The 21,399-nt window shown below is 34.7% G+C and carries 21 protein-coding genes and 1 pseudogene; 3 read left to right on the forward strand and 19 right to left on the reverse strand.

Annotation, left to right across the window (positions count from 1 at the left end):
• Positions 1 to 58: 58 nt before the first annotated feature.
• From LX92_RS19940 to LX92_RS19975, 8 genes are all read right to left on the reverse strand, one after another.
• Entirely contained in the window at positions 59 to 1,360 is a 1,302-nt protein-coding gene (locus tag LX92_RS19940) for a M20 metallopeptidase family protein (protein WP_109654385.1), read from the reverse strand.
• 74 nt (positions 1,361 to 1,434) lie between these two features.
• Positions 1,435 to 2,025 carry a Crp/Fnr family transcriptional regulator gene (locus LX92_RS19945; RefSeq protein ID WP_109654388.1) on the reverse strand — a complete coding sequence of 197 codons (591 nt, stop codon included), beginning with the start codon at positions 2,023 to 2,025 and terminating at the stop codon, positions 1,435 to 1,437.
• Positions 2,026 to 2,183: 158 nt separating this feature from the next.
• Positions 2,184 to 2,951, reverse strand: coding sequence for a DUF6090 family protein (locus LX92_RS19950; RefSeq protein WP_109654392.1), 768 nt, complete (start codon positions 2,949 to 2,951; stop codon positions 2,184 to 2,186).
• A 343-nt stretch (positions 2,952 to 3,294) separates the two neighbouring features.
• Positions 3,295 to 4,770, reverse strand: a complete 1,476-nt coding sequence (locus tag LX92_RS19955; protein WP_109654395.1) for a serine hydrolase — start codon at positions 4,768 to 4,770, stop codon at positions 3,295 to 3,297.
• Positions 4,771 to 4,850: 80 nt separating this feature from the next.
• Positions 4,851 to 5,960, reverse strand: a complete 1,110-nt coding sequence (locus LX92_RS19960; RefSeq protein ID WP_146197881.1) for a helix-turn-helix domain-containing protein — start codon at positions 5,958 to 5,960, stop codon at positions 4,851 to 4,853.
• A 157-nt stretch (positions 5,961 to 6,117) separates the two neighbouring features.
• Positions 6,118 to 7,038 (reverse strand): NAD(P)-dependent alcohol dehydrogenase, encoded by a 921-nt coding sequence (locus tag LX92_RS19965; protein ID WP_109654401.1) that lies wholly within the window; start codon positions 7,036 to 7,038, stop codon positions 6,118 to 6,120.
• Between the two features lie 184 nt (positions 7,039 to 7,222).
• Positions 7,223 to 8,029: a polysaccharide deacetylase family protein gene (locus LX92_RS19970; protein WP_109654404.1), complete on the reverse strand. Its 807-nt coding sequence runs from the start codon at positions 8,027 to 8,029 to the stop codon at positions 7,223 to 7,225.
• A 202-nt stretch (positions 8,030 to 8,231) separates the two neighbouring features.
• Positions 8,232 to 9,068 carry a DUF5694 domain-containing protein gene (locus tag LX92_RS19975; protein WP_146197882.1) on the reverse strand — a complete coding sequence of 279 codons (837 nt, stop codon included), beginning with the start codon at positions 9,066 to 9,068 and terminating at the stop codon, positions 8,232 to 8,234.
• A gap of 356 nt (positions 9,069 to 9,424) precedes the next feature.
• On the opposite strand from LX92_RS19975, the gene LX92_RS19980 reads away from it, so the two are divergent.
• On the forward strand, positions 9,425 to 9,616 hold the full coding sequence (locus tag LX92_RS19980) for a LytTR family DNA-binding domain-containing protein (protein ID WP_170117903.1): 192 nt from the start codon (positions 9,425 to 9,427) through the stop codon (positions 9,614 to 9,616).
• Positions 9,617 to 10,383: 767 nt separating this feature from the next.
• Here the strand turns inward: LX92_RS19980 and LX92_RS19990 are convergent.
• The 6 genes from LX92_RS19990 to LX92_RS20010 all read right to left on the reverse strand — a co-directional run bounded on the left by LX92_RS19990 (position 10,384) and on the right by LX92_RS20010 (position 14,633).
• Complete coding sequence (locus tag LX92_RS19990; protein ID WP_109654414.1) at positions 10,384 to 11,028, reverse strand: alpha/beta hydrolase; 645 nt, start codon at positions 11,026 to 11,028, stop codon at positions 10,384 to 10,386.
• Between the two features lie 291 nt (positions 11,029 to 11,319).
• A complete protein-coding gene (locus tag LX92_RS19995) occupies positions 11,320 to 11,727 on the reverse strand; it encodes a hypothetical protein (protein WP_109654417.1) in 408 nt (135 codons plus the stop codon).
• Positions 11,728 to 11,865: 138 nt separating this feature from the next.
• Entirely contained in the window at positions 11,866 to 12,147 is a 282-nt protein-coding gene (locus tag LX92_RS23080) for a DUF6090 family protein (protein WP_394340355.1), read from the reverse strand.
• Positions 12,148 to 12,285: 138 nt separating this feature from the next.
• Positions 12,286 to 12,921: a hypothetical protein gene (locus tag LX92_RS20000; protein ID WP_109654420.1), complete on the reverse strand. Its 636-nt coding sequence runs from the start codon at positions 12,919 to 12,921 to the stop codon at positions 12,286 to 12,288.
• Between the two features lie 552 nt (positions 12,922 to 13,473).
• On the reverse strand, positions 13,474 to 13,848 hold the full coding sequence (locus LX92_RS20005) for a bleomycin resistance protein (protein WP_262509860.1): 375 nt from the start codon (positions 13,846 to 13,848) through the stop codon (positions 13,474 to 13,476).
• 170 nt (positions 13,849 to 14,018) lie between these two features.
• On the reverse strand, positions 14,019 to 14,633 hold the full coding sequence (locus LX92_RS20010) for a DUF6624 domain-containing protein (RefSeq protein ID WP_109654425.1): 615 nt from the start codon (positions 14,631 to 14,633) through the stop codon (positions 14,019 to 14,021).
• 178 nt (positions 14,634 to 14,811) lie between these two features.
• Between LX92_RS20010 and LX92_RS20015 the strand changes: the two are divergent.
• Positions 14,812 to 15,012: pseudogene (locus LX92_RS20015) on the forward strand (transposase); the annotation flags it as partial.
• Between the two features lie 9 nt (positions 15,013 to 15,021).
• On the opposite strand, the gene LX92_RS20020 reads toward LX92_RS20015, so the two are convergent.
• Positions 15,022 to 16,371, reverse strand: a complete 1,350-nt coding sequence (locus LX92_RS20020; protein WP_109654428.1) for a serine hydrolase — start codon at positions 16,369 to 16,371, stop codon at positions 15,022 to 15,024.
• 137 nt (positions 16,372 to 16,508) lie between these two features.
• On the opposite strand from LX92_RS20020, the gene LX92_RS22525 reads away from it, so the two are divergent.
• Positions 16,509 to 16,646, forward strand: coding sequence for a hypothetical protein (locus LX92_RS22525; protein ID WP_170117897.1), 138 nt, complete (start codon positions 16,509 to 16,511; stop codon positions 16,644 to 16,646).
• 171 nt (positions 16,647 to 16,817) lie between these two features.
• Here LX92_RS22525 and LX92_RS20025 read toward each other — a convergent pair whose 3' ends face one another.
• From LX92_RS20025 to LX92_RS20040, 4 genes are all read right to left on the reverse strand, one after another.
• Positions 16,818 to 18,029: a DUF3500 domain-containing protein gene (locus LX92_RS20025; RefSeq protein WP_109654431.1), complete on the reverse strand. Its 1,212-nt coding sequence runs from the start codon at positions 18,027 to 18,029 to the stop codon at positions 16,818 to 16,820.
• Positions 18,030 to 18,237: 208 nt separating this feature from the next.
• Complete coding sequence (locus LX92_RS20030; RefSeq protein ID WP_244915952.1) at positions 18,238 to 19,551, reverse strand: FAD-dependent monooxygenase; 1,314 nt, start codon at positions 19,549 to 19,551, stop codon at positions 18,238 to 18,240.
• 193 nt (positions 19,552 to 19,744) lie between these two features.
• On the reverse strand, positions 19,745 to 20,407 hold the full coding sequence (locus LX92_RS20035; RefSeq protein WP_170117904.1) for a CPBP family intramembrane glutamic endopeptidase: 663 nt from the start codon (positions 20,405 to 20,407) through the stop codon (positions 19,745 to 19,747).
• A 125-nt stretch (positions 20,408 to 20,532) separates the two neighbouring features.
• Entirely contained in the window at positions 20,533 to 21,369 is an 837-nt protein-coding gene (locus tag LX92_RS20040; RefSeq protein ID WP_109654434.1) for a LytR/AlgR family response regulator transcription factor, read from the reverse strand.
• Between the last annotated feature and the right edge of the window lie 30 nt (positions 21,370 to 21,399).

Raw genomic sequence — 21,399 nt, forward strand, 5'->3', positions numbered from 1 at the left:
GGGATGAATGAATCGTAAGGCTAATCCTAGGGATACTACCTACACTGAAATTAACCGATTAATTATTCAACCGTTCTACAATCAATGATGAAAAAGCGTTTACTCCAAATTTTATACAATTCTCATCGACAGCAAAGTTTGCTGAATGTGGCATGGAAATGATGCCTTTTTCAAAATTTGAACCTCCCAACAAAAAATAGACCCCGGGAATCCTTTTTTGGAAATAAGCAAAATCGTCACTGCGTCCATCGGGAACGACACCATACAAGTGGTTTACATGCCGGTTGCCATAAATATCGGAAAGCTTGTTGAGGGTTTTGGATGTTAGTTCCTTATTGTTGAAAACAGTGGGATATTCACTGGAATAGACAACTTCGATTAATTTTTCAGCGTATTTAGAACTGCTGATGTCCTGTTTTAGCATAGGGATAATCGATTCCATTTTCTTTCTATTACTTGAATTTAGAATGGTACGAATCGATATTTGGTCATCCGTTTCCGATATGGTGAATTTTTTATTTACGGTTAGGTAGTCCTTGTATATGGTTTTCGGGCTTCCAAGGCCTATGGTTGGGTCTAACAAATTTCGGTTATCCCAAAATTCACTATCGGGCTCAATGTTCTGGATACCTGATAAAAGTTTTTTTGTATGCGCGATGACCAATTGGTTTTCACTCGAATTTTTATATGATACTTTGATTGTTTTGTGTTCCGCGAATAGCAATTCGGGTCGTGTGGCGATGAGGCCAACCTGCATTGGGGCGATGTGCAATGCATAAATTTCATCGGGATCGATCAACTTGAACAAACCATCGTCAATCATGGCTTTTGCCCCCTTAAGGTTTTCTTCCGAAGGTTGAAATATGAAATAAATCGTGCCTTTGAGGTTGTCTTTCAAACTTGCCAATACATTGGCGATTCCGAGCCCTATGGTTGTGTGTATATCGTGTCCACAAATATGCCGTACCCCTTCATTCCTTGATTGCAACCCTTCGACATCGGGAAGGTTCGACGATAATGCGTCGATATCTGCCCGCCAAGCGATTCGCTTTCCTTTTTTATTCGTTTTTAAGATTCCAACAACTCCATAACCACCCAGATTGGTATGGACTTCCATACCCAGGGATGTTAAATAGGCTGTAATTTGCTGCGATGTTCTTTTTTCTTGGTCTGATAGTTCGGGATAGGTATGGAAATCCCTTCGGATTTTCACTAGGCTATCAAAAATTTGGTCAGTTCGCTGTTGTACCTTTTTATGCAATGTGGAATCAATCACAGCGTGCTGTCCGAACATGGGGATAGTAAGAAGAAGTACGGATATCGAAAATACTATTTTAAGAAGTTTGTTGCTTGAAGTCATTTTACAATATTTAAAGTTCATATTGCAAAGATGGGATACAATATATTCGGTTACCTGACACCTATGTGACAATCTCATTTTTTGGCGATCTTACTTCGAATCCTGCTCAATGATTGTCTTTCTATTCCCAAGTACGAGGATAAATGGGTAAGGCTTATTCTATGAATGATATCTGGGTTTTGGTTTAAGAAGTTCAAATATCTTTCTTCGGCATTCTCAAATAAAAAGCTTTCAACCCTATCGGTTTGTACGGTCAATACATATTCGGCTGTTAGTCGGCCATACATTTCATTGTTTTTAAATCTTTTGTATCCTTCCTGGATATTAACATAGGATAATTCTATGATTATTGATGGTTCAAGGCACTCCATAAAATACTTTGTCGGCTTTTGTCTTATAAAAGCGGGATAGTCTGTTGCATACTCATTCTCTTTAACAAAGCCGGTTGTTATTCTGTTTCCTTTTTCATTGATGTAATACCTTCTTAATAGTCCCTTACAGACATAGCCCATATTTTTTTGAACATCCCCACAACTAAAAAAAAACTCTTTTTTGCCATACTCTTTTATGATTAATTGTGACCGCAGTACATCCAATTCCTCCGAAGTTGCATGAGGGAATAATTTGATATAGGCATCGCAATAGGTTTGGAATTCTTCTTTCAAGTGCTATTTTTTTTGCTTGTTGATTAAGGGTATTGTAAATGGTTTGGCACGTTTTTTTAATCAGAAAAATCAGCAGGCACAAACCGAATCGAAAATCCGAAATCCCTGTGCTATGGGATTTCAAGAAACTCTACGCCAGCAATTAAGATGGACTTTCGTTATTTTCCCAGTTCTTGTCCAATTTCCTTTAATATGGATTCTACTTCCCCCTTGATGCCACCAAAAAACCGCGGACCGTTCGTGGCTTTGGCCAACAGTAAATAATTCAATAGATAATTTTCAAATTCAACGGAATTGAACAACAATTTGTTATTGACCTTTTCGGAAATCGACGGATATTCAAAATCAATAAACTTCATATCCATAATAATGTTTCGTACACTTCCCTTTTCATATAAAAGAGTACGCAATCCATTATCGGTGGTTTTTGCTCCTTTTAATTGCATACTTGTATAATTCAGGGAACTTTCAAAAGAAGCAAGATGCTGTCTTAAGTTTTTGTTTAAAATGATATTGAGCTTACCTGAACTGATAATGTCATTTAAAACCCCTGTTGATGGCAAATATTTTAGTTCATTGCCATAAATAGAGCCTAACATTTGGGAAGTTTCCCGATGACTGACCGTGTCAAGGACATTTTTATCAAATAAGGTCAATAGCTTTTCGAGTGTTTGTATTCGTTGCTCATTTTCTTGAATGGAAGTATTTATTTTATTCAGGTTCGTATCAAATTCTGTTTGAAGCGACATTAAATATTCCTGTTCTACTTTTCTTTGTTCGTTGTAATTGTTGTTATTGTTGATCTGTAAGGCAATCAAAATCCCGATAACCACAAGTACGATCTCTCCAATGGCATACAATAGATATTTGCTGAACTTGTTTTCAGAGAGAAGGCGTTGTCTTATGTGCCTAAAGAATTTGATCATACTATTGGTTTTTTATGCCTTTGCTTACCGTTTGGCCCTCTAAGGTATTTTATCATTGGTTGGTTATGCTGAGGCACCACGACTGGTTAAACAGCTTTTTAAAACGGTTTAGGTTTTGCGGATGCCCGGCATGGGTGTCTTTCAATTTTAGAAAAATAGTTAATTAATCTTGAGGGTGCAAGTCCCTTGGGGTATGGGGTAACGCTTTGGGGCCAGCCGCAAGGATTGTTACAGGTTTTAGGCACCTAATTTAATCAATACAAACCGAATGGGAAATCCGTGAGGATTTTCGGATTAACCCTTAAAGTGGTTATCGATTGATTAAATTCGGAGTGGCAGTAGTTTATTGTTCTTTGTTAAATTCAATAGGTTCTTTTTGTGAATACATTTTTAATGTTGAAATTTTTCCTTCTGTATTTGTCATGAATTGGATGGTATATTGTGGGTTGAAAACCTCATTGAATTCATTTGTCGCTTTCAAGAAAAACGAATCATTATTTAAGTGTTCCAACAGAAATTTATAAGTAGGTAAAACAGCATACAATTTATGATCTTCATAAACTATTTCAATTTTCCCTAATCCTTTTGCGTGATATGTTCCACAAAACGAACTTAAGGAATGGGTTGGCATTTTATCTTTATTGAGTGGTTTGGTTTCCTTATAGGGTTTAAAAATTTCAGTCACATTAACTGGATATTCAGGTTCGGGACTAAGTCCAAATAACCTCCTTGTAATATTGTCGGCGATCAAATGTGGGAGTAATGTATTATCTTGATTTGTTAAAACAACAACACCTATTTTTTCAAAAGGGAACATTATCAAAGCGGAACTAAAACCAAATGTGTTTCCTCCGTGGTCTATTCGGTAATGTCCATAGCTAGATCTTAAACGCCATCCAAATCCATCTCCAAATAGAAAAGCATCTTTATCATAATTTCCTCCTTTGATATTATGGAGTCTTATTGCTTTATTGATATAGTCCGAAGGAATCACTTTAGTCTCATTAAAAACACCATCGTTTAACCATGTTAACATCCAATGGGACAAATCATTAACGGTGCTTTTGATTGCCCCGGCAGGACTAATGGAATGAAATTCCTCGAATTTGACTTTTTCTATAGTGCCTTTATATATACCGTAGGGTAAAGCATAATTCGTTGATTGCTGCATTTTCTGGAGCGTGGTATAGGAATTTGTCATAGCCAAGGGCTCAAATATTTTTTCTTGAATGTTGGTTTCCCAGCTTTTCCCCGTTATTTGTTCAACGATAGTTCCTGCGAGGGTATATCCCATATTACTATACTCAAAGCTGTTTTTAATTTCGCCTTCTGGTCTTAAATGTTTTAACCGTTGTACGACTTTTAATTTGTCTTTGTCTGGGAAAAACACTTCTGAGGTACCTTGGTTCCCAATACCACTTTTATGACTTAACAGATCCTCAATGGTTATCAAATTGTTCATTTTATCATTATAAAACTGAAAATCAGGAATGTAAAGAGCTGGTTTGCCTTTTAATGAAACTTGATTGTTAGATTCCAATATGCCCAAAAGAGAACCTGTAAATGCTTTTGTGACAGAACCTATGGGAAAAACAGTATTTGTTGTTACAGGTAATTGATTTTCCAAATCTCGATAACCAAATCCTTGGGAATAAATGATTTTATCATCCTTTACTATAGCAACGGATAATCCAACAGCATTGTATTGCTCGATCAAATGGGTTATGTCATTTTCAATTCCTTTTAATTTTGGAATATTTTCTTGACTAAAGCAAATTTGTACGAATAATGCGAATACGAGTGGGTATGTGAATTTCATCCTTATGTTTTTTTGATTTTCAGCAAAAATGGAAAAACATGGGATTTTAAAAGTCCGAATAAAGAAAGTCGGACTGATTTTTATTTAGATTTTAAGGAAAGAGCTTCTTTTCTATACTGTGTGGGCGTTTGATTCTCGGTTTTTTTAAAAGCCGTGTAAAAAGACGATTTGGAATTAAAACCTACTTGGTATAGGATTTCTAAAATAGTGATGTCTTCCTTATCAGGATCTTCCAAAATGATTTTGGCTTCGTTTATTCGATACTCATTTATAAAGTCAAAAAAATGTTTCCCCAGGTGATGATTGATCAATATGGATAATTCCTTTTCAGAAATATTTAATTGTGAAGCTAGTTTTTGTAAGGTGAGCTCAAAATCCAAATATGGTTTTTCGATGTCCATAAATGAAGTAAGTTTCTTTAGATATTGATTTTCGGAAGTGTTTTTTTGAATAATCGTTTTGGTTCTGTTCTTTTCAATAATCGAATTTACTGGCTTTAAATGCATGTTGACACCAGTGAAAAGGTCGGGTTGATATAATGCCTTTAAAACAAAAAAGATGGTAATTAATAAGACACAAACGCCAATCAAGGTATTGATATCAAGAATGTACTGTTGGTATATGGAATTGGATAAATACCACCTTATGAGTACAAAAGAGTGGGCAATACATGCAAACACCGTAATTTGAAATATCCATTTATAAATGGCATAATTCGCATTGGAATAATTTTCAAGATATAGTGTTTTGTATTTTTTCAAAACAAGGAATACGGCAATGATGTAAGTCAGGAATTGTAGCTCACCAATTACTTCATAAAACAATACACTTTGGTCGGAAAATGCAGTTATCTTAAAAATGAACGCAAATAGCAAGAACAAAAGGCCATGGATGAGGTGTGTTTTCTTAAGCTTGAAATTGGTATAACAAGCAGCTAATACGTACAGGTAAAATAGGGGTAACTGTAATAAACTGGAGGAAACTTTTAAAATATGGATGTTGGGATAGTCCACAGTTTTGTTTGTGAATAAACCAATTAAGTCAAAGGCTATGACCAATAGGTAAATACCAAAAAGTCTATTGGCTAGTTTGTTTTTTGTTTTAACCGTAAACAGAAAAACAGAGAGAAGTATCATTATAAAAACAACAATCTCTCCGATAATCCTAATAAATTCTATTTTGTTCTCCAATAATATTGTGGTTGTTTTTTTATCGCCAATAGTCCCGGTTATGGCTAGTCATGGGGATTAACACTTTACTTTACAAGGACACACCAGCTTGGGAATTCCTGTGGAATTTCGAAAGGCAGTTGAAAAAATCACTTATAGTCATTGATGTATGTTCCATTTAATTTGAAATCGTAATGACCACATTACCCCTTTTTTTTCCTTCTTCAACATATTCATGTGCTTTTACAATTTCATCTAATGTATAATACCGATCTATAAAAGGTTTTAATTCCCCCTTTTCAGCCATTTCCTTTATCAACCTCATATGTTCATTGCGCTCTTTGGTCAGCATTTTAATTGAAACGAAATTGCCACCAGGCTTTAGTACCTTTTTTGCTTTAGCTTTGGATGTCTTTCCAACAGCGTCAAAAACGATATCGAATTTTTCATTGCAATCGGAATAGTCCTCCTTTGTATAGTCAATCAAATTTTCAGCACCCAATGATTTTGCCATTCCGAAATTCGGGGTGCTGCACACACCTGTTACCCTTGAGCCTTTCTGATTGGCAATTTGTACGGCATAGCTGCCAACGCTTCCAGAAGCACCATAAATCAATACGTTTTGTCCATTTTTCAAATTTGCTTTCTCCAAAAGGTACATGGCGGTCATGGCTCCAACTGGTAATGCTGCAGCTTCGTGGTAATCCAGGTTCTCCGGTTTTAATCCAACCACACCATGTTTCCATTTTTGGGGTAAACAGATATATTCGGCATATGAACCTGTATTTAGCATTGTCGTGGTCCCAAATACGCTATCACCAACATTGAATTCAGTAACACTTTGTCCTATTTCCTCAACTATTCCCGCGAATTCATGGCCCAAAATTTTCTTTTTAGGTGCAAAAAGACCAAATATTAATCGGGCAGGAAGCCAAAATAGAGGTGGAAAATCAGAGCCCCGAAGTCGTACATCACCTGAAGTAACCGTAGCTGCATGTATTTTTACCAAAATTTCATCAGCTTTGGGTTTCGGTTTTTTTATATCCTTTATCTTAAGGACTTTTGGGGGACCATATTTTTCGTAAACAGCGGCTTTCATGTTGGTTTTCTGGTTTTCCGGAAATGTTTTTATACTATTTTTAGATAGGATTTGTACGACTTAACACCCAAGGTGATTTTCAACTACCCCAATCCGATCTTGCATATAAAGGCTTAAAACGGAACGCCAATGCAAGCGTAAATGAGTTATTTTGTTGTCTGTTTTATAATCGTACCCCACTGATTTATTCAATATTGACGGATTGGTTTGCTATGTATGCTGTGACATTATAAAAGGTATCTACCCAATAATCCTGTTCATTCTCTTTAAGATAAATCAATAATTCCTGTAGCGCTTCATTGGATACGTTTAGGTAACCACCTCCTACACTATGGAACATAAATGTGGCGATGGTCCCTTTTCTTCCAGCCTCTTTTACATAATCAATTAATTCTTTGCCTGTAGGACTGTCTACACACCAACTGGGCATAAAATAAACGTCAATATTTTCCATGGTGTTTGGTATGGGGCCATCACTTCTTCCTGCTGAAAATAGTTGCTTCACTATAGCTACGTAGGTCGAATCGCCCTGAACTTTATAGTTTGAGCAGGTATAACCATAGGTTCTATTGGTTTTTCCGTCAATAGCTTTAAGCAGCGTATTGGCCGTATACAATTCCATTCGTATTTGATCCAAACTATAACGGCTTAAGTCATATTCCGGTTCAACCCAATCAAATTGCCTACCATCACATGGATGAAATAATGAATGGTTACCAAGTTCATGGCCGTTTTTGGCAATCGTTCTCCATTCAGCGGTGCGATTATGCAACGACTCCTTATTTCCTGGACAATAAAAAGTTGCTTTCATATTGAATGAGTCCAGTAAGGGTATGGCATTATCCAGATGGGAATCTTGACCATCATCAAATGTTAAGCAGACAGCGGCTTTTTTCTTTTCAGGCCATTTGAAGTTCTTATTGGAATCCTGGGAATATGAAAATTGGACGGTCACTAGTATAACCATTACATAAATGAATGTTCTTTTCATAATTATATTTTTATTGTCACTTCCCAAAATACGGCTAAAGATCGGTATTGAATTTAAACGCCATATTGATGGAGGTAATTAGGTTTTTTTATCTTTTCATTCATAATGCCATCTCCAAAAGCGTTGACGGACTTGGTAAACATGCCCAAGTCTTTAAATATAGCACTTTATGCCCTATTTTTTAAAATATTGTCAGCCGTAGTTATTTTTCCATAACCTGTTGTAATTCTTTGACTTTCCAATTGTCATTTTCTTTGATAAATAACTCAAGCATTGCAACGTGACTTGTGCCGGCCAATACCATGATTCTTTCGTCGGATCTTGTTACATTTTTTTGAATTAATGACCACATATATAGATTTCTTTTGAACCATTCGGATGTTAATAAGGGTCCCGAAAAATCATTTGTTCCACCTGCCAACAGCATTAAATCATTGTGAAAGTAATTCGAAAACTTTCGTATCTCTTGACTATTGACAAAATAGGTAAGTTCAGTAAGCGAAACTCCAGATTCGATTTTTTGGTCAAAATCAACAGTGAATTTGGAGATTCCTTCTTCAATCCTTTTTTTAAGATCAGACTGATTATTATCTTCAATTTCTTTCATGACATCCTCAAATGGGAATGGGGTAGCATAGTCTATTGCGTATACTTTTTTCAGGTTATTCTCTTTTGCTACCCTAAAAGCTAATTGAAAAATTTCATTTTTTAAATAAAAATTTGAAAGATTATCGTTATCAAAATAATTGCCTTTTGTATAAATAAGATAAAGGGAATCCAATTCCTTTTGTTCATTGTAGGGCCATTCTACAAATATCTTTGTTGGATTGTAATTTTTTATTTTTGAACTTATTTTTTTTAATTCAAGTTGGGAATCTTCGCTGAGAATGTCAAATGATTTGGTTTTGGCTACATCGGCACCTGGATTATTATAGTGAAATGTTCCAATAAGCAATGCTTCTATGACATGTGGTCTTTCTTGGGCATTCATACAACTTAAAGCGAGAAATACGATTGATAGGATAACAAGGTTCTTCATATAAAGGTGTATTGGTAATTTGTTTGGTTTAATTATTTAAACCATTACTTATAAAGACGCTAAAAGTTGTCAAATGGTTGCCTGAATGTTTTTTTAATTAAGACTAACGAGTTTGTTTATGGTTAGTTGGGGATTTTCGTTTGAGGAACTTCCGTTGGAAATTCAGACGTAGTAAACTTGCAACTACCTTTGGTTAAGCCCAAAATTGATCAATTATTTTTTTACATCGTTAGCTGTACTTATTTATTCAGTTGGAAATTTACTGTCTAATTCAAAAATTTGATTTATGGTATCAAAGTCCTTTATAATAAATTTCATTTCACCTTTTTTGTATAGTTTTTCTCCAACAAAATCAATTGGAAACGCAATTGGACCCAGAGGTGTTTTTTAGGGCCAACCGTCAATTGGTGGTGAACATCCAGGCCGTAAAAGAGGTAACGCCCTATTTTAAAGGTCGCCTGTATTTACTTTTGGAACCGGCCCCAGAAGGAGACCAGATAATCAGTAGCGGAAAAGCGAACGCTTTTAAGGAATGGTTGGATATGTAGGCTTAGCGGCCTTATGGATGCGTACTACGGTTACCGTTTTTTAGTTATATAAGGTTCTAATTACCAGTTTCTTACATTTCGGACATATAGTTCCTCCTCGGAATAATCATTATAGACATCTTTTCGAGTAACTATTGGATTTCTTAAAGAATCGTTTTGAATGACATCAAAAGAAGACGAACTTATTATAGATTACACACTGCCATTTGAAGGGTTGAATGTTTTTATGCTAAAAACTAAAGGAGTGTATTCAACAAAAGAATTGATTGTAGGGATTTCCGATAGGAAAATCCGCTAGGATTTCATGGATACGCTTTACCTACCAATAACAATTAATTGTAAACGGTGCTGGTTGTAGTTTCTAGTGGTTTATTGATAGGCCTGATTAATCCTCTCAACATAACATGTGTTATGAATCGATAATTATTGATATCTAGCCCTGGGTCTTTGTCGGTATATGTCCGTATTATATTTTGATACCCAACGTTTTTTTCTTTTTCCACGAACAGTTTTGAAATCCGTTGGTAATAATCCGGCATTGAAAGCAGTGGCCAACAAACTAGGTAAACAATGTTTAACAATAACTAAATCGGGAAGGCCATACGATGAAAGTTACGTTATGATATTACCTGGATAAGTAGTGCATAAGTACCATAAAAAGAGCCCAAAGAATATAATTTTTGAATCTATGGGCCTAGAATGATAATGTTCTGGGTCAAGGAAGAATTTGTTTGTTTTTCACCTCAGTTCTTCGGTGCCAACAATTTTTATTCCACGCTGTAATTTCCATTCGCCCATTTTATTGTTGGTTCAATCCATTCTTTTAAAGGTTTAAATAAAAATCCGTGTCCCATTCCTGTATTCAGTTCTATTTCTTTAAAGTGTTTTATTTCACAATTCGAGACTTTCTTTCGTTCCAATGAAGAAACTCCAAACGGGTCGGACTTTTCATAAATCGTTAAAATATTTCCGCAAAAATTGATTTCAGGTATATTTTGAATATCACTATTCCTAAAACTTGCAATAAACACAAAATTCAAATCTTGATTATTTGCCAAAGTCGAAACGTATTGAGCAATATATCCGCCTTTTGAAGTTCCAACCACAGTTATTTTTTTCGGTTCTATTCCGCTTTTTATTAAACTGTCAATTTGGGTTAAAATTTCGATTGCGTATTCTCTCGCGTTAACAATCCCATTCCGTTTTTCGCTTATTACTTTAAGTCCTTCTTTTTTAAATTCGGCTATAATCTCGTTGTATTCAGTCCGACCAAATTCGGGATGCAATTCATTCAGCTCGTGTTCTTCTAAAAATCGGTTATGAAGGAAGAAAACAAATCGGTCATCATTTTTGTTTCCGCACGCAAATAAAGTTGAGCAAAAAAGAATTCCAATTAATAGACTTATTTTCATAGATTTACGAATTTTATCAAATGTCACGTCCTAAAATACGGCTATAGATTAATATTCAATTTAAGCGGCATCTTGAAGCACGTAATTAGGTATTTCAAGACTTAATTTAGCAAATAAAAACCAATTGGAATCCCGAAGAATCGGGACGCGAGTTGGAAGCGTCGGGCATTGGATCCAGGGCCGTCATAAAAATACGAAAACCTTTTGATTAGCTCCAAAGTTCTTATTATTCATCGGTCTTGTTGGGCTTTCGTTATTTTTAAATCAATAGCTATAGAAGCTATTTACAATTCATTCTTTATTTTTCTTCAGCACTTTACTGATTTCAGTTTCTAATAATTCTATTTCATTGATGGTACTTTCAAATCTTCGAATAAGTCCTCCATTATTAGCATATTTTATCGATAACCAATTCTCGAATTTTATAAATTCTTCGGATTGTTTGTTTGTTAACCAGTCATCATTTAATTGAATTATGGGGTTTTTCAAATTAATGGATGTAATGTCAAAGCCATCATTGTTTACTGCTAATAACCAGCGAAATTGACCGAGTAAATGTGTGGTACCTATTGCATTGATACTTTGGCTAGCTCGGACTTGATAAAAATCCATTTCAGGATACATTTCGATGTAAAGTTTAAGTAATTGTGCTTTAAGGTTCCTGTCTTTAATCAACTTTAATTTTCCGTTGGATGCCATTTCAGTATATATAGCTGTCTGTGGTATAAATTTGTTGGAAGAACTATACAGATTCCAATTAGAAAAACTTTTGTAGAGCGAATATTGATTGTAACTGTCCAGTTGAAGTCTATCTATTTCATTCGCTAGGGCAAGAGATTAATTTTCATATCTTTTGACATACTCATTCAATCTTAATTTATCTTGATGTAAATCTATGGCAAGATCGTTATAAAAGGTCATAACTTCGTTTCCGTCATTCACATGCTGCCTCCACTCGCCTAGACTAACAGCAATGATTATTCCGATGACTACGAGCAGAATTTCTCCTACTGCATAGATCAGGTATTTACCGATACGGTTTTCCTCTACTAATTTTTGACGAATTTCTCTAAAGAATTTTATAATTGGTAAGTGGTTGGTTATAATAAAGCACAGCAGTCTAGTTTATAGCTCGTAGTGGGTATAAAAATTATTTTAGGTTAAGCACGAACCGTACCGACATTTCGGGGTTCGTAAGCCGGCCAGAACCGAGCAATGAATAACACACGGTGTTGATGGTTCGTTTTTATATTTTCCTTATAAATGTACATTTATGGTATAAAGAGCAATTAAATAGATAGTGAACGACATTAATGCTACTAAATACGGTTTGTATTTCCTGTCATTTTTTTTATCCCAAAATATCAAACCTAGAAGAATTCCAATGACAATCAAATATGGGATATGTAAAGAGCCTAAATTTTCCAACTCCAATAAAAAAAATATAATTCTACCTAAAGTTGGTCCAATAAAAATTAATGCGATTGCTATCATATACCTCATATGAATAGCAACATTGTTCTTGTATTTTATGGCAAGTGCATAAAACAATATTAAAAGGGCAATATCAAAACTAGCATTTAAAGGAAAAAGGTTCTTTCCGTATTCCTTAATCATTTGTGGTATAAAAGAAAGAATTAAAGCAAAAAAAATAAAGTAGGAAATTTTCCCAAAAAAGCGATGAAGTTTGAAGCTCTTAAACCTAATCAGTAAGGGTTGTGTGATAAGTAGTGTAATCCAAATTGAAGCTACAAATGCGTGGATATGTGTATAAGAATCAACTGTTCCGGCAAATTCAGGTGACAGGACAAAATAAGTTTTATAAAACCCTAAAAATGTCAATGGAATGAACAGTAAAAAAATAAATCCAATATTTTTATATTCTTTTTCCATAAAACTTATTTATTCTTTTAAACGTGATTTTCCTTAAATGACCACCAACGCTTGAACTAAGCGTAGTGTGCTGGAAGGCCGTCTGCGACAGCAGCGGGGGCGATGGCCGGTTTCCGTCATGGCACGAGGCTAAAGGGTATTGTTTTGCTTTTTCTTTTTTGATCCAAAGCTACCCCGAAGCGTCGGGGCATAAGGTTTAGCCACTTTATAAATATACACAGACCTTGCGAATTAGACACATGTTGGTATTACGTTTTGTTACCCAACGTTTTTTTTCACAAACAGTTTTGAAATCCAATTGTGATAATCCGGCCTTGAAAGCAGTGGCCAACAAACCGCGTAAACAATGTTTAGCCATAGCTAAATCGGGAAGGGCATACGATGGAAGTTACGTTATGATATTACCTGGATAAGTAGGGGATAAGTACTATAAAATAAGCCCGAAGAATACAATTTATGAATCTATGGGCCTAGAATGACAATGTCCTGGATTAAGGAGGAATTTATTGACTTTTTACCTCAGTGCTTTGTTGGCGGTTCGTTTTTACTTTTTTAAATGCTTTGTCCAAAGGTCAATAGGTTAGTATCTGGGTCAAGTAAAGAGAATTCCTTTTGTCCCCAAGGTTTTGATTCCAATTTCCCATTTGGGTGTATTTTTATTTTATAGTCTAATAATGTTTGGTAAAAATCGTCGATGCCATTGGTCCTAATATAAACTTGTCCGTAATTTTCTTTAGGGTTAAGTTCCTTAAATTCAAAGAAATGAATTTCAATTGTATCTTTTCGAACCATTAAATACGCTTCATAATCGCCTATTTCTTTAAACCCTAGCTTATCTATATAAAATGCTCTGGTAACATTTTTGTCACGCATTGGTAATTTCGGAATGATATCAGTCAGCATAATTTCAAGATTGGTATTTGTAATTCAATTTTAAATTGTTGCGTATTCTTAAATGACCACCAACGTTTTCGTATAAGAATGGTTACGTGTTTGCATGCGAGGATTTTCCGAAGGAAAATCAGACGTAGTAAACTTGCAACGACCTTTATTTAAGCCCAACACCAGTGATTTTTTATATAAGGTGTTTTCATTGGTTATTTTTCTTTTTGGGTAATATTCCATTCAAGTCCTCTTTCTTTAGCAAAACTTTGAATTTCTTCTAAACCAATTTCTTTCCTTCTTTGGTTTACATATTCAGGTTGTTCGATGGGAAAGAACGTAGGAACATTACTGGATTGATAGTTTATTTGAGTTCCATATAATTGAGGTTTGCCAGAGTTGATCAACATTCTGTCAATAAGACGGGCATAATGACTGGGTTGTGATTCCTCTTTTAAAACAGAAGCTTTTAATAATGGTGCATACTTTTTTTTAGAGGCAACGCTGCCGTGTTGCAAAACACTCCATAGGGTTCCATTGGCCAATCTGCCAACTTGGGAAATTCCCAGCCAGCCATATTCATCTATAATACGTGTCACTTCTTTTTCAAGAATCTTATCTTGGGTTTCTACAACTTCCCAAAAATATTCATAGGCATCCGAATCTTTTCCAAGTTTATTTTCCGCCTCAATATAGATACGTCTAAAAGTTTGGTCTTTCATAAATATCGTCCCTAATTTGACTTTTAACGAATCGAATTCCTTTTGGGACTGACCTAATGCTGAAAAACTGATACTTAATATGATTATTATAAGAATAGCTTGTTTCATAGTTCTAATTATTGCAAACGGTCTCGGCTCGTATGTTTGGTTCTAAGTTTGAAGATAAGATATTTAGTGTAAAAAAGAGTTTATAAAAAAGAGTGATATCGAGAAAGCGTTCACCAAGGTATTCCTGGATGCCCGTACCAAGATAAAGAAGAAGGAATGTCGAGCGATAAAGGACGTATGTATCGATTGTCCCATAAGAAACCAATGTATAGGGAAAAGCGCCCAGGAGAAGAAGTTCAGCGTCACCTTTAACCGGGAAGAATATGAAAGGACCATCGCAAGGGTCGAAAGCCCACAGGGCAAGCGGCAAAGTACGGTAGAACCTGTTTTCGGCACCTTGACCCAGTTCATGGGGTTAAGGAAGATAAATACCATAGGGCAACAGTTTTTATTCTTTTACCCCATGAAACTGATCAGATCCATTTGAAAGAAATATCTTCATCTTTCCTCCATCGTTGGAGGGATTGAATTCAACTTTGGCTGGAAAGTCCTTTACCCTGAATTTGGTTTTGGTATTAGCAGAAAGTTCATCAGCAGGTCCTCCATCAACCGAAATAAAAAGTTTCAAACCTTCTCGAGATACTTTTGCTTTGAACCCTTCAACCATTTTATAAGTTCCAACATACGAATCAAGTAATTCTACATCTAATTGAACTGTAGCATTTTCATAAATTACCGAAGCAATATCAAATGCAATTTTGTTAGTGTTAATGGTATTGATATCGCTAATATTCGAGAGTACAAGAATGAGGTAATCGTCTTTAGGAAAATAGAGGTCTGAAGAAGAAAAACCAAAAATAAAACCATTATGAAAAATTGAAGTTTGACCAAATTTTTCATCATTATAAAAACCAAATCCGTAATTAGATTTTTCTCCGCTTGATAAAATGTATGACGACCAAGCTCTGTCCAAAGATTCTTTAGAAATGACTTTATGACTAATTAGCCCTTTATACCATCTAGCCATATCATTGGCCGTTGTATGGATTGAGCCAGGGCCTTTGGACTGTGTATAAGAATATGGTCTTGCAAGCACAATAGACTCTTCTTTTATTTCATAACCCACTGGTTTGTTTGGGATACTTTGTCCATCTTTCGGAAAGAACGTCTGATTCATTTCTAATGGGTCAAAAATATTTTGTTTCAGATAGTCTTGGTAAGACATGTGCGAAACCTTCTCAATTATATGACCAAGTATAATGTAATTCATATTTGCATAGGCATGACGTGTACTGGGTTTAAAGTCCAATGAGTCCGTAAGGAAATATTTAATTACGTCCGAACTTCTTTCAAATTTCCTGTCAGCTTCATTTTCTGCCCAAGACATATCAGTATATCGTTTTATACCTGAAGTATGAGAAAGTAAATTTTCGACCGTAATAAACTTGTATTGGGAAGGTATATCTGGAAGGAATAGATGAAGACTATCAGTCAGGTTTAATTTTTTTTGCTCAACCAATTGAAGTATGCTTACTGCTGTAAATTCTTTACTAATACTAGCTAAATTAAAAACTGAATTAATTTCGAGATTTTCATTGGTTTGCAAATTTGATTTACCGAAAGCTTTGTGGTATATAATACTTGTATCTCTTTTCACAAATACTTCAACTCCTGGTTTGTCATTCACATTCAATACTTGCAATTGTCTGTCGATTTTATCTCCTAAACTAATTTCTCTGTCTTTTCCACAGGATGTTATTATGAGGCTAAAAAGTAGTGCCCAAAGTATCTGTCTCATTCTATTTGTTTTAATTGGTGCCAATGTTTTGGCCAAAACCTGTTTTAATTGGTTTTAGGTTTTGTGCCTGTAGTACAAGTTAAGAAAAATGTCTTTGTCGATCATTGCCGATCGGGACAGGGATCGTAACTTTAGGTATGCAGGGAAAAAAGGATTATCAGGAAAAACTGTTCGCCCATTTCAAGTTGAGCGAACGCGTACCAAAGAACAATTTCCACAGGCGTTTGAAAGCGGAGTTGGACCTAGGTTTTCTCTATCCCCTTACCAAGGGGTAATATGGGAGGAGGTCAACTTTAATGAAGGTTTGGAAAACTAAGCATCGAAAATTGGTGTTTCGCTTCTGGGTTGATAAGAAAAAAGCCCCTTCAAGAAGCTTATATGAATCTGTTTTTTTCCGGATTAAAGGCTTGTGCAATGGTTACCGGTGTTAACTGTTGGCTTTTATTTTAATGATGATGTTTCTCTTTATGTTGTTTCAATAGATCTTTTCCATAATCATTTCCATTAGGAGTCCTAACAACTGTATGAATATGGTTTTTTGATGGTTTTCCGTCATCTGCATTTGGAACTCCGACGACTCTCTGGTGGTCAAATTCAATAAGTACAACTGGACTGTGAATTCGATAGTAAAAAATAGCATCTTCAGAAGTGTCTCCAACCCACGAGAACCAAGTATTGTCAATATTTTCAGTTACTTCATCCATTTTAACTTTATCGTGTCCTTCCCTAATATTACTGATATACAAGAATATTAAGCCTAATAGTTTTTGTTTTTGCTCATTAGAAAACTTTGAGACCTGAATGCCTTGATAATTAAGAGTTAAATTATCTTTATTTGCCTCAGCCACATTATTATCCCCAGTTTTTGTGTTTGAAATTATAGCATCCTTCTTTTGTTCTATTGTTAGGGATTGCATCAAGGCTAATCCGAAATTTTGTTCGTCTTGAAACAAAGTATTTCCTTTATACTTTCCAGAAGTTGTAATTATTGGTTCTCCACCCATAAATACTGGTGACATTACAACTTGGTCTCCTAAAATAAAGTAGTTGATAACTAAGTGATGTCCATCTAATTGCCAACCCCAAGGCTCACTGCTTGAAGGTGTTCCCATAATAGTGAGGAAATATAATTCTTCATCATAATCCAATGAACCATTATTAAGTTCTTTAAGGGTTTGGTCAGTCTTCATAATGTCCTTACTTAACTGAAGCCCTTTTGCACTTAACGACTCTTTAATTAAATTAAAAGCGTCTTTCTTTTGAATTTCGTTTAATTCCTTTAGGCTTACTCCCTGTCTGTCATATATTCCATTGTCTACATTACACCATTTTCTCCATTCCTCATCATCAATGTCAAATGTTGAGCGCTGCAGTTGCACTGGTGATAAGCTATTCAAAAAATCTTTAGCAGTTATTTGAATTGGTAGAGTTGAAACTCCAGTAGAACTGATTTGAAATATATTTGTCGAGGCATTATCCTCTGTAAAAATTCCGGCGTATGGTTCTTTCAGGGCATCTGCTTCCATTTTTGCAAAACGTTCTTTTACAGGATTAACTACCTCAATATTATCCGATGTTTTGCTATTTCCCTTTTCGTATACTTTCTCTTTACAACCAAATACACATGCGAATAAAAATAGTATGATTAAGTTTTTCATCAATTTATGTTTTTGAGCTGTTCGTTAAGAGACATGGTTGGTACGGGAATAAAAAGTAGTTAACTTTCAATTAAGCACTTAGTCAAAACTTTTTATTCTGTTTTATTTTTTCTTTATAAAACCAAATCAAAAAGATTTGGCGGACTTCGTTAAATTCCTATACTTTAGGTTAAGCACCAAAACCCGTATTAATTATAGCCATTGTGAGCTATAGTACTTTTTCAATTTGATACATCTCCATCATCTTATTCTCCAATATTTTTTTTGGCAGATTTTTTAATAGAAAGTTTCTAAAGTTTTTGCCATATCTCCAATGAGCCATTTTTCCTGTTGTCCATGATTGTTTCACAATTGTATTTACTTTTGATTGTCTTTTTTGTTGAAACAACTTAAAAATATTTTCATTTATATTGGACTTAATTAGGTTGCTAAGGTAGTAAGCATCTTCAATAGCCTGAGCTCCACCTTGTCCCATATTAGGAGTAGTTGCGTGCCCTGCATCACCAATTAGGCAAACGTTCCCTTTATGCCAATTTTCAAGAGGTTCAAGGTCATAAATGTCATTTCTTAAAATATTTATTTCAGATGTGGCTGATATTAATTCCCTTACTAAAGGATGAAAGTTGCTAAACATTTTTAAAAGCTTTTGCTTTATTAGACTTTCATCATCTTTTTGGTTGGGTTTGTCAATGGCCACAGCAAACCAATACACTTTGTTTCTTGCTATTTTCGAAATTCCAAAACGAATTTGATTTCCCCAAAGCTCGATTCCTCTATTTTCAAATTCTTTGTTTAATTTAATATTTGCGACACCTCTCCAACAAGTTTGCTCTGAAAATCTAGTTTTACTATTAGGAAATAATTGCTTTCTTACTTTGGAGTTAATTCCATCTGCTCCAATTAAAAAGTCTGTTAAAAATTCGGAGTTATCATCAAATTTTATTTTGATACTGTCATCATTTAATTTTTCAAATGATTGAAAACCTTTACCTAAGGATATCTTCTCTTTAGGAATTTTGTTAAATAATAATTTTTGAAGTTCTGCTCTGTGTATAGCAATAGTTGAAAATCCAAATTCTTTTTTAATGTTATCTTGAAAATTGTCAGATAAAGGATTTAAATCAGCTTTACTTATAGTAATTCTGTCTATGGAGTTCCCTTTTTCTTTAATATCCTCTAATATTTCCAAATGTTCTAAAACTTGCAAGGCATTTGGAGCAAGCCATATTCCTGCACCAACTTCAGATAGTTCAAAAGCTTTCTCAAAAATATGGTAATCTATTCCTTTTTTCTCAAAAGCTAGTGCTGTTGTTAAACCTCCAATCCCAGCTCCAATTATTGAGTATTTCATATGTTTTTTTTGAATTACAGCTAACCGTTGAGCTATGAACAGTACGGGAGCAAACTGGCGTTTGCTTTCCGCCAAGCACATAGCGAAATCTTTTCGTTTTGTTTTTCTTTTCTGTCCAAAGCAACCCCGACGCTTCGGGGCTAAAGATTTTGCGACCTCATAAATATACACAGACCTTTTGGTTTTGCCCTAAAGTCCGCATTACGTTTAGGCATTGTTAGCTGCTGTGGTTTTGTCCGAGTAAGCACGAAACATTGCGTTTTTAAGACTAATTCCGTAACAAGTCCATCGGTGCAACGATTGCGCAAGAGTTAAATCCATTTAAGCAAAAAGTCTGTCTGTTTAATGTTGTCTCTTAGTATAATTATGCCAAACCAAAGTAAAAACTCAAAATACCTAATGTGTTAAAAAAGCCATGTATCATAATCATAAACCACAAATCATATTTGCGAATGTAGAATATTATAGATAAGAGTGCTCCGATAATTACTACAACAAGTTGCCCTGTAATTCCTTGCTGCATGTGCATGTATCCGAAAAAACCACAAATTATTAGAATATTTATAGCAAGACTGATTTTACTGTCTCCAAAGAATTTGACGAACTGTCGCATAAGATAACCACGAAAAATAATTTCTTCCCCAAATCCCGCAGTAGCCCACACTATTAATAACCAGACGATGGTCACTTCAAGGTTTCCTTCCAATTGGCTCATGCTTGAATAATCAATAGGAACTCCTGTTAGCTTCTCGATTCCAGGAACTACTGCAAAGACATAAAAAATAAAGAGTCCCAAAGCAACTAAGGGAGCATGCACAAGAAGATTTTTTGCATTGAATTTTTCACGTTTAAAACCAAGCGCTGAAAATGGTTTCCCCTTGTATTCTATATAATTAGCTATAATGATGATAATTGAGATAATTATATTTTCAAAAGGTGTTCTGGTGATTGGCCCAAAGTACATGAAACAAATAATGGCAAGGGTTACCAATGGAATTATTATTTGTTGTAAGCTCATTTTTTTCATCGTTTTTGATTTTAAATTCTAAAACGAAGTAATGAACTAGATTCTCAAAAACCCCTTTAAATAGTACCGTTTTTACTGAATGGTAGTAGATTTATAACCGAATGGTCGATAGCTTTCAATTTATTTTATTGAAACCATGTCATAAATGCTTTTCGTTTATAACGACTAATGTTGATTTCGCTAATCGCAGCATTTTTAATAGAAGTTTTTAACCTAATCAGCAACTTGCCATTGGCAATCTTTTCTATTTGGTCTACCGCATCTTTATGAATGATAATTTGACGATTGACTCTAAAAAATAATTGATCATTTATTTTCTCTTCGAGTTCATTCAATGTAAAATCGGTGGTAATTGTGGTGCCGTCATTTTGAACGGTGTATACAACTTTGTTTTCGCTATAGAAACATGCAATATTTTCGTAGGTAAGCTTGGTTATTTTTGTACCACTTTCAATTGTAATTTCATTATCTTTTAAAGATAGCTTGTATAAATTGTAGATGTCCAGGGAATATGCTAACCCTATGAGAATAAAACTTAACAACAAGGTAATTAGCAATCCAATTAATAAATAATAGAGTTCAGTTTCTCCACCCGCAATTTTATTTAAGACAATACCTAACGGAATATACATGACGGTAATATACCCCAGAGTAGAGACCATATACCATGAGATAGAGGCGATTTCAACTTTTTTGGAGAAATACCTTTTCTTGTAAAATTTAAAATTAAGCCCTGCTATGATTCCAATAAGAATACACAAAACAATAGTGGATAGAAAACCTTCTACTGGGAATCTATACGATTCACCATCTGGGAAACTCTCGGGAGTTGATAAATGATTTACCACTAAAGAGAAAATTATAAAGGCAATTAATTTCTGAAACCAACTCCATAAAGAACTATGGTTAAATTTAAGTGATACTGTTTTTAATGCAGTCTTGGTTGGTTGTGAAGCACTCATTAATTAGAAGTTCTTTTTTCATTAATCTAT

The organism is Maribacter polysiphoniae, from assembly GCF_003148665.1.
In the GTDB taxonomy this organism is placed as follows: domain Bacteria; phylum Bacteroidota; class Bacteroidia; order Flavobacteriales; family Flavobacteriaceae; genus Maribacter_A; species Maribacter_A polysiphoniae.